This window comes from Aeromonas bestiarum (assembly GCF_028751155.1).
In the GTDB taxonomy this organism is placed as follows: Bacteria; Pseudomonadota; Gammaproteobacteria; order Enterobacterales; family Aeromonadaceae; genus Aeromonas; species Aeromonas bestiarum.
Genome location: NZ_CP064746.1, coordinates 4,016,806 through 4,030,144, shown reverse-complemented (window position 1 = coordinate 4,030,144; position 13,339 = coordinate 4,016,806). Strand labels below are relative to the sequence as shown.

At 58.1% G+C, this 13,339-nt stretch carries 16 protein-coding genes; 11 read left to right on the top strand and 5 right to left on the bottom strand.

Features of this window, described 5'->3' with window-relative positions; genetic code table 11:
* From IU367_RS18560 to IU367_RS18545, 4 genes are all read left to right on the top strand, one after another.
* Positions 1–126: a hypothetical protein gene (locus IU367_RS18560; RefSeq protein WP_274452706.1), complete on the top strand. Its 126-nt coding sequence runs from the start codon at positions 1–3 to the stop codon at positions 124–126.
* 2 nt (positions 127–128) lie between these two features.
* Positions 129–791: an arginine ABC transporter permease ArtM gene (artM, locus tag IU367_RS18555; protein ID WP_274452704.1), complete on the top strand. Its 663-nt coding sequence runs from the start codon at positions 129–131 to the stop codon at positions 789–791.
* Between the two features lie 221 nt (positions 792–1,012).
* On the top strand, positions 1,013–1,948 hold the full coding sequence (mdh, locus tag IU367_RS18550) for a malate dehydrogenase (protein WP_043140614.1): 936 nt from the start codon (positions 1,013–1,015) through the stop codon (positions 1,946–1,948).
* Positions 1,949–2,520: 572 nt separating this feature from the next.
* On the top strand, positions 2,521–3,120 hold the full coding sequence (locus IU367_RS18545) for a tetratricopeptide repeat protein (protein WP_043140619.1): 600 nt from the start codon (positions 2,521–2,523) through the stop codon (positions 3,118–3,120).
* Between the two features lie 97 nt (positions 3,121–3,217).
* Here the strand turns inward: IU367_RS18545 and hmpA are convergent, their stop codons facing one another.
* Positions 3,218–4,411, bottom strand: a complete 1,194-nt coding sequence (hmpA, locus tag IU367_RS18540) for an NO-inducible flavohemoprotein (protein ID WP_274452703.1) — start codon at positions 4,409–4,411, stop codon at positions 3,218–3,220.
* Between the two features lie 111 nt (positions 4,412–4,522).
* Here hmpA and IU367_RS18535 point away from each other — a divergent pair, with 111 nt between their 5' ends.
* Positions 4,523–4,990, top strand: coding sequence for an Rrf2 family transcriptional regulator (locus IU367_RS18535; RefSeq protein ID WP_042869116.1), 468 nt, complete (start codon positions 4,523–4,525; stop codon positions 4,988–4,990).
* 31 nt (positions 4,991–5,021) lie between these two features.
* Here the strand turns inward: IU367_RS18535 and IU367_RS18530 are convergent, their stop codons facing one another.
* Together IU367_RS18530 and IU367_RS18525 are read right to left on the bottom strand one after the other, a co-directional pair.
* Positions 5,022–6,302: an HlyC/CorC family transporter gene (locus IU367_RS18530; protein WP_043140623.1), complete on the bottom strand. Its 1,281-nt coding sequence runs from the start codon at positions 6,300–6,302 to the stop codon at positions 5,022–5,024.
* Positions 6,303–6,345: 43 nt separating this feature from the next.
* Positions 6,346–7,137 carry a cytochrome C assembly family protein gene (locus tag IU367_RS18525; protein WP_065402074.1) on the bottom strand — a complete coding sequence of 264 codons (792 nt, stop codon included), beginning with the start codon at positions 7,135–7,137 and terminating at the stop codon, positions 6,346–6,348.
* A gap of 202 nt (positions 7,138–7,339) precedes the next feature.
* Here IU367_RS18525 and ffh point away from each other — a divergent pair, with 202 nt between their 5' ends.
* From ffh to rplS, 5 genes are all read left to right on the top strand, one after another.
* Positions 7,340–8,716 (top strand): signal recognition particle protein, encoded by a 1,377-nt coding sequence (gene ffh / locus IU367_RS18520; RefSeq protein WP_042038808.1) that lies wholly within the window; start codon positions 7,340–7,342, stop codon positions 8,714–8,716.
* A gap of 182 nt (positions 8,717–8,898) precedes the next feature.
* Positions 8,899–9,147 (top strand): 30S ribosomal protein S16, encoded by a 249-nt coding sequence (gene rpsP / locus IU367_RS18515; RefSeq protein ID WP_021141082.1) that lies wholly within the window; start codon positions 8,899–8,901, stop codon positions 9,145–9,147.
* A 24-nt stretch (positions 9,148–9,171) separates the two neighbouring features.
* Positions 9,172–9,693, top strand: a complete 522-nt coding sequence (rimM, locus tag IU367_RS18510; RefSeq protein WP_043141859.1) for a ribosome maturation factor RimM — start codon at positions 9,172–9,174, stop codon at positions 9,691–9,693.
* A 34-nt stretch (positions 9,694–9,727) separates the two neighbouring features.
* A complete protein-coding gene (gene trmD / locus IU367_RS18505) occupies positions 9,728–10,477 on the top strand; it encodes a tRNA (guanosine(37)-N1)-methyltransferase TrmD (protein WP_042652118.1) in 750 nt (249 codons plus the stop codon).
* A 32-nt stretch (positions 10,478–10,509) separates the two neighbouring features.
* On the top strand, positions 10,510–10,857 hold the full coding sequence (gene rplS, locus IU367_RS18500; RefSeq protein WP_005313505.1) for a 50S ribosomal protein L19: 348 nt from the start codon (positions 10,510–10,512) through the stop codon (positions 10,855–10,857).
* A gap of 129 nt (positions 10,858–10,986) precedes the next feature.
* Here rplS and IU367_RS18495 read toward each other — a convergent pair whose 3' ends face one another.
* Together IU367_RS18495 and mutH are read right to left on the bottom strand one after the other, a co-directional pair.
* Positions 10,987–11,310, bottom strand: coding sequence for an isoamylase early set domain-containing protein (locus tag IU367_RS18495; RefSeq protein ID WP_043141863.1), 324 nt, complete (start codon positions 11,308–11,310; stop codon positions 10,987–10,989).
* Between the two features lie 83 nt (positions 11,311–11,393).
* Positions 11,394–12,068 carry a DNA mismatch repair endonuclease MutH gene (gene mutH / locus IU367_RS18490; RefSeq protein WP_103471609.1) on the bottom strand — a complete coding sequence of 225 codons (675 nt, stop codon included), beginning with the start codon at positions 12,066–12,068 and terminating at the stop codon, positions 11,394–11,396.
* Between the two features lie 733 nt (positions 12,069–12,801).
* Here mutH and rppH point away from each other — a divergent pair.
* The gene (gene rppH / locus IU367_RS18485) at positions 12,802–13,329 is read left to right on the top strand and encodes an RNA pyrophosphohydrolase (RefSeq protein WP_043141866.1); all 528 of its coding nucleotides are present in this window, start codon (positions 12,802–12,804) and stop codon (positions 13,327–13,329) included.
* The last annotated feature ends 10 nt before the right edge of the window (positions 13,330–13,339 follow it).

Here is a 13,339-nt window from a genome sequence, read left to right as displayed (position 1 = left end):
ATGCAGGACTATCTCATGACTCTGCTGGGGGGATTGGTGATCACCCTGCAACCGACCGTCTTCAGTCAGCTGAGTGAATGCGATTTTAAGCAGACAGCCCGCTATACCCGCTGCTACGGAGGTTGACCATGCAGGACTATCTTATGACGCTGCTGGGGGGTCTGGCGATTACCCTGCAACTCACGGCATTCAGCCTGCTGCTCGGTGTGCTGCTGGCCGCCGCCATGACCTGGGTGCTGGAACGACGGATTCCGGTGGCGACCCAGCTGGTACAGCTGTGGGTGCTGATCTTCACCGGCACGCCGCTGCTCATCCAGATCTTCCTCATCTACTACGGGCCGGGCCAGTTCGAGTGGCTCAAGTCCGGACCACTCTGGCCGCTGCTCAAGCAGCCCTGGTTCTGCGCCGTGCTGGCCCTTGGCTTCAACACGGCGGCTTACTCCACCCGGTTGTTCAAGGGGGCGCTGGATGCCATTCCATCCGGCGAGGTGGAGGCGTGCCGTGCACTCGGCTTCTCGGCCGGGCAGACCCTGTGGATGAAGGTGCGCCACGCCGCACGGCGGCTGGTACCCGCCTATTCCAACGAGGTGATCCTGGTGCTCAAGGGGAGTTCGCTCGCCAGCACCATCACCATCATGGATGTGATGGGTCTGGCCCAGGGCCTCAACGCCCAGACGTATGACACTCTGGCGGTGTTCACCGTGGCCGGTGGCCTCTATCTGACCATGAACGGATTGTTAACAATTGGGTTTCGCTGGTGTGAACGGCGAGCCCTGGCATTCCAGGCCTGAGTTCGGTAGATCTACCTATTTATGGTAAGGGGAAGTGCAGGAAATCTGTGCTTCCCCTCTGATTTTCTGCATTTCCCCCCATTTTTATTCGCCGCCTGTTTCTTGGCTCACAGAACCCGTGATTGCAACTGTTATCAGATTGTTTTTTAGGGGGGGATCCATTAAGGTTGGGCCCACAACAAGAAACAACCTTAAACCTACGCTTAAACATGGAGTTGATCATGAAAGTTGCCGTTCTGGGTGCCGCCGGTGGCATAGGCCAAGCCCTCGCTCTGCTGTTGAAAAATCGCCTTCCTGCTGGTTCCGAACTGAGCCTGTATGACATAGCCCCGGTCACTCCGGGTGTGGCGGTCGATCTGAGCCATATCCCGACTGACGTGAAAGTAAAAGGTTTCTGCGGTGAAGATCCGAGCCCGGCTCTGGTCGGCGCCGATGTGGTGCTGATCTCCGCCGGTGTGGCGCGCAAGCCCGGCATGGATCGTTCCGATCTGTTCAATATCAACGCCGGTATCGTCAAGAATCTGGTGGAAAAATGTGCTGCTACCTGCCCGAAAGCGCTGATCGGCATCATCACCAACCCGGTCAACACCACGGTCGCCATCGCCGCCGAAGTGCTGAAGAAAGCCGGTGTCTATGACAAGCGCCGCCTGTTCGGTGTCACCACCCTGGACGTGATCCGTGCCGAGACCTTCGTGGCCGAGGCCAAGGGTCTGAACGTCGACAAGGTGCGTGTCAACGTGATCGGTGGCCACAGTGGCGTGACCATTTTGCCGCTGCTGTCCCAGATCGAAGGCGCCTCCTTCACTGCTGAAGAAGTGGCTGCCATGACCAAGCGTATCCAGAACGCCGGTACCGAAGTGGTGGAAGCCAAGGCCGGTGGCGGATCTGCCACCCTCTCCATGGGCCAGGCGGCCTGCCGTTTCGGTCTGTCGCTGATCAAGGGTCTGCAGGGCGAAGCCAACGTCATCGAGTGCGCCTATGTGGAAGGCGACGGCAAGCACGCCACCTTCTTCGCGCAACCCATACTGCTGGGCAAGAACGGCGTCGAAACCGTACTGGACTACGGCAAGCTGAGTGCCTTCGAGCAAGCGGCTATGGATGGCATGCTGGCCACCCTGAAAGCCGATATCCAGCTGGGTGTCGACTTCGTCAAGTAAGCCGTATGGCTGGCAAACAAGGGGAGCTTCGGCTCCCCTTTGTCATGGGTGACAGATGCAGATGGCGACGGGCTAAGGGGATGGGGCCGGCTGCCGATAACAGAGAGCAGCAGGAGAACCTTATGATGAAACCACTTACCCTTGTCGGCCTTGTCTGTTTGCTGACCACCCAGGTAGAGGGCGCTGAGCCTCAGGCATCCGCCGCCACCCCCACAGCGAGCAGCGCGGTTTCCGCTGCCGAGCAGGCGATGGCATCCCAGAGCGCAGTGTCTGCCGCCGAGTCGCCAGCGGTTGCAGCCCAGAGCGCAGTGTCTGCCGCCGAGTCGCCAGCGGTTGCAGCCCAGAGCGCAGTCTCTGCCGCCGAGTCGTCAGCGGTTGCAGTCCAGAGCGCTGTGTCTGCTGCCGCCCCCCAGCCTGCCGGATCCGGCGCTGTCCCCGCTGCCGCGCCCTTGCCTGTGGCGTCCGAGTCGACACCCGCAGCTGAGCCCGCTCCCGTCGCGACGGGATCTGCGCCCGCGACCCCATCCCCCGCCGCCACAGCGGAGAGCGGACTCTCTCCGACCAGCCGGCCCATGACCAGCACGCCATCGGGTGGCGGCGGTCTGGGTATCGACAGCAGCAATTTGCAGGCGGTCCCCCTCTATCGCCAGGACGAGCTGCTCAACTGGATTGAACAGGGTCGTCACTTGCAGCAGGTGAAGCAGGACAGGTGCCAGCTCACCCAGGATATAGAGGTGCGGGCCGAGGTGATGAAGGTGCCGGCCTATCAGTTCCTGTGGGGCGACATGCTGGCCTGGGGGGTCTGCATCAAGCCCGATGCCGAGCTCGGGGTCAAATTCATGTGGGAGGCGGCCAATCAAGGGCTGGCGCCGGCGCTGGAACAGCTGGGCCGCTACTACTGGAAGGGCACTCTGGTGCAGAAGGATCTGGTCAAGGCCGAGACCCTGATGCGTGAAGCCGCCAGTCTGGGGTTTCAACGGGCACAGGTCGAGTGGGTCGAGATGCTGCTACAGGGGATGGGCAGCCCGCTGGATTATGAAGAGGCCTACCACTGGCTGCACAGCACAGTCATTGGTGACAAGGCGCTGCACCAGAAGGCGACCAGCCTGCTGAGCCGCCTGGCCAACCGCATGCCGGCCAATGCCATCGCCCGTGCCAAGGCGATGCACTGAATAAAAAATGACCCACAGATCTGCATCTGTGGGTCCGGATCCGGCCGCCGTGCCATGACAGGCTGGATCCTCCTTGCTTTATAGGGGGCAGCCCCGTTTAAAGATCCTGATGGGGACCAAAAACTTCGTAGTGCAGCTGATCGGCCGGTATGCCCGCCGCGCTCAACTGCGCCTTGATAGCCTGCATGAAGCCAAGCGGACCGCAGAAGTAGTAGTGGGCCTGCGGCGCCAGCAACTCGGCCACCTGGCTCAAGTCCATGGTGCCGTGGAAGTCGTAGTCCTTCCCTTGCTCATCCTGAGCCTCCGGCTCCCGATACCAGACCCGGCTCTGCAGCTGGTCGTGCTGCTCGTGCTTGTGCCGGATATCCTCCTTGAAGGCGTGCAGTGAACCCTGTTCACAGGCATGCAGCCAGCAGATGTCGGCTGCATGGCCCTTGGCCAGCAGCTGGTTGAGCATGCTCAGCATGGGGGTGAGGCCCACGCCGGCGGAGAGCAGTACCACGGGCGTGCTGGCATCGGCCTGCAGGAAGAAGTCGCCGGTCGGTGGCATCAGTTCCACCTGATCGCCAGCATGCAGATGGTCGTGCAGCAGGTTGGAGACCTGGCCCTGGGGCTCGCGCTTGACGCTGATGCGGTAATCGCGACCGTTTGGCGCATCGGAGAGGGAGTATTGGCGGATCTCCTGATATTCGAGCTCGGGGTGGGCCAGCTTGATGCTGAGGTACTGGCCCGGCTTGAAGTCCAGTACCGGCTTGCCATCCACCGGCGCCAGCAGGAAGGAGGTGATGAGCTCGCTCTCTTTGCGCTTCTCCTTGATGATGAAGGGGCGGGGACCCTGCCAGCCACCGATCTCGCTCGCCTTCTCCTGATAGATCTCGCTCTCCCGGCCGATGAAGATGCTGGCCAGCACACCATACGCCTTGCCCCAGGCATCCAGCACCTCTTCGGTCACCGCACTTCCACCCAATTCTTTGAGCGTGGCCAAGAGATGACTACCTACAATGTGATATTGTTCCGGCTGGATCATGAAACCCGTGTGTTTGTGGGCGATGCGTTCCACCGCGCCGGCCAGGGCTCCCAGGTTGTCGATATTCCTGGCGTAAGCCGCCACCGCATTGAACAACGCCAGCGGTTGACCGCCGCTGCGCTGGTGCGCCAGGTTGAAAATATCCTTCAGTTCCGGGTTGTGGCTGAACATGCGCTGGTAGAAATGCTGGGTGAGGGCAGGCCCCGCCGATTCGAGCAAAGGGATGGTGCTTTTGATGACGGCGATGGTGGCTTGGTCTAACATAGGAGGTCCTTGCTAATTGAACATCTAAAATGTCACTTAATAAGCTGCATCCTAGATGTTTATTTGATCTGAATCAATAATCAATTTTCCGCGTTATGCGACACAGGCACTATGAGACTAACTAGCTATACCGATTTTGGATTGAGAGCCCTGCTCTATCTGGCGACCCTGCCACAGGGCGAACTGTCGAGCGTGGCCAAGGTCTCCGCCTTGTATGGCGTCTCCCGCAACCACATGGTCAAGGTGGTGAATCAACTGGTGAAGCTGGGTTATCTGCAATCCCAGCGCGGCAAGAATGGCGGGATCCGCATGGCCTGCGCGCCGGAGACAGTCAATATCGGCCAGGTGATCCGGGCGCTGGAGGGCAATCTGGACGGCATCGACTGCAACTCGCCCGCCTGCCATATAGTCTCTGTCTGCTTGCTGAAGAATGCCCTGAAGGAGGCGATGAATGCCTTTTTGGCGGTGATGGACAGCTATACGCTGCAAGACCTGCTGGCCAATCGCGAGGAGCTGCAGAAGGTGTTCGGCGACTTGATCCCGACCCTGGTGCTGGAGCCGGACGAGGAGAGCGAGTGAGATAAAAAAGGCTGCCATCGGCAGCCTTTTTTCAATCTTCGAATCCCGACTCGTTGCGGTATAAATCCGGCATGATCCGCGCCATCTTCACCATGTTGTTCTCCACTTCCAGGATCTCGATGGGATAGCCGGCCAGCCGCAGGCTGATGTTGGGCTGGGGGATCTCCTCCAGGTATTCCAGGATTACACCGTTCAGGGTTCTGGGCCCGTCGATGGGCAACCGCCAGCTCATCTCCTTGTTCAGCTCGCGGATGCTGGCCGAGCCCTCCACCAGAAACGAGCCATCCGGCTGGGGGTGGATCTCGTCGCTGGGCGCCGGTGTCATGGAGGTGGTGAAGTCGCCCACTATCTCTTCGAGTATGTCATCCAGGGTGATCAACCCCTGAATATCCCCGTACTCATCCACTATGAGGCCGATCCGCTCCTTGTTGCGCTGGAATTTGGCCAGTTGCACGTTGAGCGGCGTGCCTTCCGGGATGAAGTAGATCTCGTCCACTTCCCGCAGCAGGCTCGACTTGTTGAACTGATCCCTGGCCATCAGCCGCAGCGCATCGCGGGCGTGCAGGAAGCCCACCACATCGTCGATGTTGTCGCGGTAGAGCAGGATCTTGGTGTGGGCACAGTGGGCCAGCTGACGCAGTATGGTCTTCCAGTCATCGTTGATGTCGATGGCGTAGATATCGCTGCGCGGCACCATGATGTGTTCCACCGTCATCTTGTCCAGATCCAGAATGCTGAGCAGCATCTCCTGATGGCGCTGGGGGATCAGGCTGCCCGCCTCGTTGACTATGGTGCGCAGCTCCTCGGTATTGAGGGAGTCATCCTTGTTGGGATGGAGCCTGAGCAGCTTGAGCAGACCGCTGGTGATGCCGTTGATCAGCCAGACAAAGGGGTAGAGCGGCACCATCAGCCCCTTGAGGATCCAGGAGGCGGGATAGGCGATCTTCTCCGGGTACATGGCCGCCAGCGTCTTGGGAGTCACCTCGCCAAACACCAGCACTATCAGGGTCAGGCCGAAGGTGGCGATGGCTACCCCGAAGGCGCCAAACAGCCTGATGCAGACTATGGTGGCGATGGCCGAGGCGAGGATGTTGACCAGGTTGTTGCCGATCAGGATCAGCCCCAGCAGACGATCCGGGCGGGACAGCAGCTTCTCTACCCGACGGGCAGCCTTGTGCTTGGTTTGAGCCAGATGCCGCAGCTTGTAGCGGTTGAGCGACATCATGCCGGTTTCAGAACTTGAGAAAAAAGCAGACAAGAGGATCAAAATAACGAGAACAATCAATAATGTGCTCGTTGATATGCTGTCCAAGAAGGGCTCCTGTGGGGGCTGGATGAGTAAAGGGGGGTGAGTATCAGCTCAGCAGGACTTCTTTGACGAAGCGGCTGCCAAAGTAGGCCAGGGTCAGGATGAAGCTGCCGATCAGGCTCAGGGTGATGACCTTGCGACCGCGCCAGCCACGGGTGTGATGACCCCACAGCAGCAGCACGTAGACGCACCAGGCCAGGATCGAGAGGATCGCCTTGTGGGATTTGCCCTGGGCGAACATGTCTTCCAGGAAGAAGAGGCCGGAGGCGATGGAGAGGGTCAGCAGGAACAGGCCTGCCGAGATGAGCTGGAACAGCCGTTTCTCCACCGTCATCAAGGGCGGCATGGCTGGCAACTGACTGATCTTGCGGGACTTCAGCTGTCTGTCCAGACAGGCGAGCTGCAGCGCGAACAGGCAGGCGATCATCAGCACCGAATAGGCCATCAGCGCGAGCCCTATGTGCAGCAGCAGTTGGGGATGGGCCTCCAGATGGGTGATATAGCGACCCGGGATCAGGGCGCTGGCGGCCAGCAGCAGGGCGGAGAAGCTGTAGACCACGGGCAGCAGGATCCAGCCGTTGAAGCGGCGGGTGACGCAGGTCATGAAGCAGCTGATGATGAGGCTGACCAGGGACGCGACGTTGAGCATGCTCAGGTTCTGGCCTGAATGGGTCACCAGCACTTCGCCGGCCACGGCGGCGCCGTGCCCAATCAGGGCCAGTCCGATACAGGCAAACAGGGGAGCTTGCCCCACAGGTTTGGCACTGAGCAGCAGGTGCAGCGAGGCGATGATGGCCAGCAGATAGAACGCCAGGGCCAGAACAGAGATCACGATCATAACCAGGTCGTTGTTGAACAGGCAGTTGGGAATAGGAGAGGCAGTATACCTTGCACAAGATGTGCTCGCCAGTTGTGCTACCGCCGATCTGCCCATATATAGTGAGCAGGTCCCCATTGCTGCCGTGCGGTGAATAATCGTCCTCGCGTCCGCTCTGGGTTATAATGCCCCCAATTTATTACGCCAAGAACCGGAATCCGTCATGTTTGAGAATTTGACTGAACGACTCTCGCGCACCTTGCGCAATGTCAGTGGGCGCGGTCGCCTGACCGAAGAGAACATCAAGGATACCTTGCGCGAAGTCCGCATGGCGCTGCTCGAGGCGGACGTCGCCCTGCCGGTGGTGCGTGACTTCGTCGCTCGCGTCAAGGAGCGGGCGGTCGGCCAGGAAGTGGCCAAGTCCCTGAGTCCGGGCCAGGCCTTCATCAAGATAGTGCACGGTGAACTGGTCTCGGTGATGGGCGAGGCCAACGAGCAGCTCAACCTGGCCGCCCAGCCGCCGGCCATCATACTGATGGCGGGTCTGCAGGGTGCCGGTAAGACAACGACCGTAGGCAAACTGGCCAAGCTGCTCAAAGAGCGCAGCAAGAAGAAGGTGCTGGTGGTCAGTGCCGACGTCTATCGCCCCGCGGCTATCAAGCAGCTGGAGACGCTGGCGAGCGACATAGGCGTCGATTTCTTCCCGAGTGATGCCAGCCAGAAACCGGTCGACATCGCCACCGCCGCCATCGATCAGGCGCGCAAGAAGTTCTATGACGTTGTGATAGTGGATACCGCCGGTCGTCTGCACGTCGACAGCGACATGATGGACGAGATCATCCATCTCCACGCCACCATCAAGCCGATCGAGACCCTGTTCGTGGTGGACGCCATGACGGGTCAGGATGCCGCCAACACCGCCAAGGCGTTCAACGAGGCGCTGCCGCTCACCGGCGTGATCCTCACCAAGGCGGACGGCGACGCTCGCGGTGGTGCCGCCCTTTCCGTGCGCCACATCACCGGCAAGCCGGTCAAGTTCATCGGTATGGGCGAGAAGACAGATGCGCTGGAGCCGTTCCATCCGGATCGTCTCGCCTCCCGCATCCTCGGCATGGGCGACGTGCTGTCGCTTATCGAGGAAGTGGAGCGCAATGTCGACAAGGAAAAAGCCGCCAAGCTGGCCAACAAGGTCAAGAGTGGCAAGGGCTTCGATCTGGAAGATTTCCGCGAACAGCTGGCCCAGATGCGCAACATGGGCGGCATGATGGGCATGCTCGACAAGCTGCCGGGCATGTCTGGTCTGCCGGACAACGTCAAGGATCAGATGGATGACAAGCTGACCGTGCGGATGGAGGCCATCATCAGCTCCATGACGCCCAGGGAGCGTGCCCATCCCGATCTCATCAAGGGATCTCGCAAGCGCCGTATCGCCGCAGGTTCCGGCATGCAGGTGCAGGACGTGAACAAGCTGCTCAAGCAGTTCACCGAGATGCAGCGCATGATGAAGAAGATGTCCGGCAAGGGCGGCATGCGCAAGATGATGGGGCAGATGAAGAACATGTTGCCGCCAGGATTCGGTGGCGGTCGCGGTCCCTTCTGATCCCGACCGTTTCAGCCAGGCCAGGGGCTCACCAGAGGTGGGCCCTTTTCATTGTGAGCCTTGTGCAAAAAATGGCTGGCTTGGTTGCAATTATTACGAATCCAAGTAGAATTACGCGGCTTATTTTAAGCTAGGGTCCGCGTGTTTGCGGGCCTTGTTCATTAGATGTTAATGAGGACGATATGGTAACCATTCGTTTACAACGTGGTGGCGCGAAAAAGCGTCCGTTTTACCAGGTAGTAGTTTCTGACAGCCGTTGCGCCCGTGACGGTCGCTTCATCGAGCGCGTTGGTTTCTTCAACCCGGTTGCTTCTGGTTCTGCCGAAAAGCTGAACCTGGACCTGGCTCGTATCGAGCATTGGGTTGCTACTGGTGCCGCTGTTTCTGACCGCGTTGCCAAGCTGATCAAAGACGCTGCCAAAGCTGCTTAATCAGCCAAACGGTAAGGAGTTAAGGTGGAAAAACCTATAGTTCTGGGCACCCTGGGTACCGTTTATGGCATCAAGGGCTGGCTTAAAGTGAACTCCTTCACCGATGTTGCCGAAGCGATTTTCGATTACAACCCCTGGCTGATTAATCAGAACGGGGCGTGGCGTGAACTCAAGGTTTCGGCCTGGAAGCGTCACAACAAGGGTCTGATTTGCAAGATCGATGGTATCGATCTGCGTGAAGATGCCCTGGCATTGACCAATGTCGAGATTGGTGTTCCCGCCGATCTGTTGCCTGCGTTGCCTGAAGGTGAGTTCTACTGGCGTGACCTGATTGGTTGCTCGGTATCGACCACCAAGGGATACGACCTGGGCAAGGTGACCGAATTGATGGAAACCGGCTCCAACGATGTGTTGGTGGTTGAGGCCAATGTAAAAGATGCCTTTGGTGCAAAGGAGCGGTTGATTCCGTTCCTGGAAGAGCAGGTGATCAAGCATATTGATCTGACTGCTCGAACAATCGAAGTTGATTGGGATCCTGGTTTCTAGTTTCCCGCGGTAACACGAGTGCCGGAGGTTTCTTATGTGGATTGGGGTGATTAGCCTCTTCCCGGAAATGTTCCGAGCCATTACCGAGCACGGGGTAACGGGTCGGGCCGTCAAGAGTGGCCTGCTGCAGATTGAGTGCTGGAACCCCCGGGACTTTACCCACGACAAACACCGTACGGTCGACGATCGTCCTTATGGTGGTGGGCCCGGCATGTTGATGATGGTTCAGCCGCTGCGTGACGCGATTCATGCAGCCAAGCAAGCGGCGGGAGACGGGGCGAAAGTCATCTATCTCTCTCCTCAGGGACGCAAGCTGACTCAAGCTGGCGTAACCGAGTTGGCGACGAGTCAGAAACTGATTCTGGTAGCCGGTCGATACGAAGGTATCGATGAACGCGTGATACAAACCGAAGTCGACGAAGAGTGGTCTATCGGGGATTACGTGTTAAGTGGTGGCGAGTTGCCTGCCATGACCCTGATCGATGCGGTTTCGCGTCTGGTCCCAGGGGTTTTGGGCGATCAGGCCAGTGCCGAGCAGGACTCCTTCACGGATGGCTTGCTGGATCATCCCCACTACACTCGGCCGGAGTTGTTGGATGGATTGGCGGTGCCAGAGGCGCTGACAAGCGGCAATCACGAAGTGATTCGACGCTGGCGTCTCAAACAGTCGCTCGGACGAACCTGGCAAAGAAGGCCGGAACTTATTAACAACCTAGCTCTGACTGACGAGCAAGAATCACTTCTTGCCGAGTATGTCCGCGAAGTGCGTGACAGCGTTAAGTAGAGTTTTCAGTTTATCCTAGGTAAGGAAAGACAATGAGCAAAATTATTCAGCAGCTTGAACAAGAGCAACTGCGTACCGACATCCCGGCTTTTGCCCAGGGCGACACCGTACGTGTTCAAGTTCGTGTTAAAGAAGGTGGTAAAGAGCGTCTGCAGGCTTTCGAAGGCATCGTTATTGCCAAGCGTAACCGCGGTCTGCACTCTGCTTTCACCGTTCGCAAGATCTCCAACGGCGAAGGTGTTGAGCGTGTATTCCAGACTCACTCTCCGCTGATCCACAGTGTAGAACTGAAGCGTCGTGGTGATGTTCGCCGCGCCAAACTGTACTACCTGCGCAACCTGTCCGGCAAAGCTGCTCGTATCAAAGAGAAGCTCAACTAATTCGATTCGAATTGGTGTCGGTATGTCGGCGAAAAGCTCGACAGGTAGTGAAAAGGCTCGCCAATGGCGAGCCTTTTTTGTGTCTGCAATTCGGATGCCGGCCAGACGCGCCAGTGTTCTGCTCGTCGCCTACTGACTGACCCGCACCACTGAGTTGTCACGTCCGAAGGGGCCGGGCACATAGTCGTCCGCTTCCCAGTCGTTATCGTAGTGAGTCTCCCCGTTCGGTTGCACCAGTTGGTAGCAGTATTCGAAATGGCTGGGGCCATCGGTGGGCAGGTTGAGGGTGGTTCTGAACTCTCCGCTCTTCATCCGTTTGAGCTCTATGGGTTGCCACTGGCTGAATTCCCCCAGCAGCAGTACCTGTTCAGCCTCACCTGCGGCCACTTTTTCCACTGCGAAGGTCACCTTGACCTCGGGACGGGACTTGAGGAATTGCTTGTTGATCGGCATGACGCCTCCTTGTCATTGATTGCGAAGAAATGGCTTCTGGCTATTTTTATATCACTTTATGACAAGGATGTTTATAACGGAGATCAAAGGGGCAGGGCAAAGTGGCGTTGCAGCAGGCCGTGGGTGAAGCCTGTCTTGAGGTAAAAGCCCCGTGGCAGGGTCAGGATCGGCTGGCCATTGCGACCGATGGCACGGGTCAGCGCCTTGTTGTTGGCGGCCTTGGGGCGCAGTTGCATCACCTGGCCGTGGCGAGCGCTGATCTGCTCCACCTCGCCCAGCACTATCATGTCCATCAGCTCCTCCCAGTCCTGGCGCAGCAGCCGATCCTCCTCCTCACTCGGGCTCCACATCAGCGGCATGCCGACCCGCCGCTCGCCTATGGGAATGTCGCGGCTGCCCTCCACCGGGATCCAGAGCACCCGGGAGAGCTTGTTGCGCACGTTCGACTGCTCCCAGCGCTGGCCGCTGACGCCGATCAGCGGCGCCACGCAGACGAAGGTGGTCTCCAGTGGTTTGCCCTGAGGATCTATGGGGATCGTCTTGAGCTCTATGCCAAGTTCGGGGAAGTCCTGCTCCGGCTTGCTGCCGGCGCTGGCGCCCAGTTGCCATTCGATCAACTGGCCGACCCAGCCCTTGTCCCGCCTCAGATCCCGCGGGACTGCAAGGCCGGCATCGGCAGCCAGCTGTGCCAGCGTGAAGCCCGCCATGGCATGGGCTCGGCTCAATAACTCCTGCTCGGACTGGGGCTGGGTGGTCATGAATGACTCCTGTAAAGGGGGATTATTCTAGCAAGTCTGATCCCTGGTGAGGATCGTTGTTTTTATAACCGATCCTGCCGAGGGGTTGCACAGGGGGGGCAGTTTTGTGTGTAAGCACTTATCATAATGATTTTTAACGGATTTGTCTTTGTTGCGCCGATCTTTCCCACGCAGGATCCCGACTTGAAATAGTTGTCCAAGGGTTTGCTCATGCTGTTGCACACAGTTATCCACAGAAATCTTGGATAACTGGCTCAAAGTGGTGATAGTCGGGGTGTTGTTACAAAAAAATGTGAAACTGCACCGATTTTTGCTGTGATGACAGGGCAGATAGTGTGCCACTCCTGTGGATAAATTAGCCGTGGTGGATCTTTGAGCAGCCGAACTTGTTCACAATCGGGATCCCGGATCTCCGGCCGGGAAAGACATGGATCTTGATCCAGCACTCTGCATTTAACACTATGTATTTAAATACATATTTAGTTTTTATTGCCATGCTGTATGCTGATGCCCTGGGTAGAGCAGATAAATAAAACTACTGTATATACCCGCTTGCTCACAGGCTTATGCACAGTCTGGGTGGGCAACTTGCGGGGCTTGATCCTCGGGTTTGTTTATAAGTCGGCTTGAAATTGAAAGTTATTCATGAGTGGGGGATTGCAGTCCTTGTTTGCTGCCACGGGGTGAATGTGGAACAATCTCCTTATAGATTCAGCCTTTATAAGGTGATCACGTGATAGATGGCGACGGGTTTCGTCCCAATGTCGGAATCGTGATCTGTAACCGTGACGGGCAAGTATTGTGGGCTAAGCGCTATGGGCAGCACTCCTGGCAGTTTCCGCAGGGGGGGGTTGATGACGGTGAGACGCCTGAGCAGGCCATGTATCGTGAGCTGTATGAGGAGATAGGCCTCAAGCCCGAGGATGTGACCATCATGGCCACCAGTCGCAACTGGCTGAAGTACCGCTTGCCAAAACGCCTTGTTCGTTGGGACAGTTCACCGGTCTGTATTGGCCAAAAACAAAAATGGTTCTTGCTACAGCTGGATCCGGGCAGGGAGTCCAGGATCCAGTTCGGCTGTCATGGTCACCCCGAGTTTGATGATTGGCGTTGGGTCAGCTTCTGGTATCCGGTACGCCAGGTTGTCTCCTTCAAGCGAGAAGTCTATCGACGGGTGATGAAGGAGTTTGCTCCGCTGGCGATGCCAGTGCCTGTGGTGCAAGTTAATCGGAAAGATGGGCGGCGCAACCGCTCTCGCTAAGGAGCACACC

What these genes read in the sequence shown, in the direction of transcription:
- IU367_RS18560 (WP_274452706.1), top strand. Translation starts at nt 1, where the DNA reads ATGCAGGACTATCTCATGACTCTGCTGGGGGGATTGGTGATCACCCTG.
- artM (WP_274452704.1), top strand. Translation starts at nt 129, where the DNA reads ATGCAGGACTATCTTATGACGCTGCTGGGGGGTCTGGCGATTACCCTG.
- mdh (WP_043140614.1), top strand. Translation starts at nt 1,013, where the DNA reads ATGAAAGTTGCCGTTCTGGGTGCCGCCGGTGGCATAGGCCAAGCCCTC.
- IU367_RS18545 (WP_043140619.1), top strand. Translation starts at nt 2,521, where the DNA reads ATGACCAGCACGCCATCGGGTGGCGGCGGTCTGGGTATCGACAGCAGC.
- hmpA (WP_274452703.1), bottom strand. Translation starts at nt 4,411, where the DNA reads ATGTTAGACCAAGCCACCATCGCCGTCATCAAAAGCACCATCCCTTTG.
- IU367_RS18535 (WP_042869116.1), top strand. Translation starts at nt 4,523, where the DNA reads ATGAGACTAACTAGCTATACCGATTTTGGATTGAGAGCCCTGCTCTAT.
- IU367_RS18525 (WP_065402074.1), bottom strand. Translation starts at nt 7,137, where the DNA reads ATGATCGTGATCTCTGTTCTGGCCCTGGCGTTCTATCTGCTGGCCATC.
- ffh (WP_042038808.1), top strand. Translation starts at nt 7,340, where the DNA reads ATGTTTGAGAATTTGACTGAACGACTCTCGCGCACCTTGCGCAATGTC.
- rpsP (WP_021141082.1), top strand. Translation starts at nt 8,899, where the DNA reads ATGGTAACCATTCGTTTACAACGTGGTGGCGCGAAAAAGCGTCCGTTT.
- trmD (WP_042652118.1), top strand. Translation starts at nt 9,728, where the DNA reads ATGTGGATTGGGGTGATTAGCCTCTTCCCGGAAATGTTCCGAGCCATT.
- rplS (WP_005313505.1), top strand. Translation starts at nt 10,510, where the DNA reads ATGAGCAAAATTATTCAGCAGCTTGAACAAGAGCAACTGCGTACCGAC.
- IU367_RS18495 (WP_043141863.1), bottom strand. Translation starts at nt 11,310, where the DNA reads ATGCCGATCAACAAGCAATTCCTCAAGTCCCGTCCCGAGGTCAAGGTG.
- mutH (WP_103471609.1), bottom strand. Translation starts at nt 12,068, where the DNA reads ATGACCACCCAGCCCCAGTCCGAGCAGGAGTTATTGAGCCGAGCCCAT.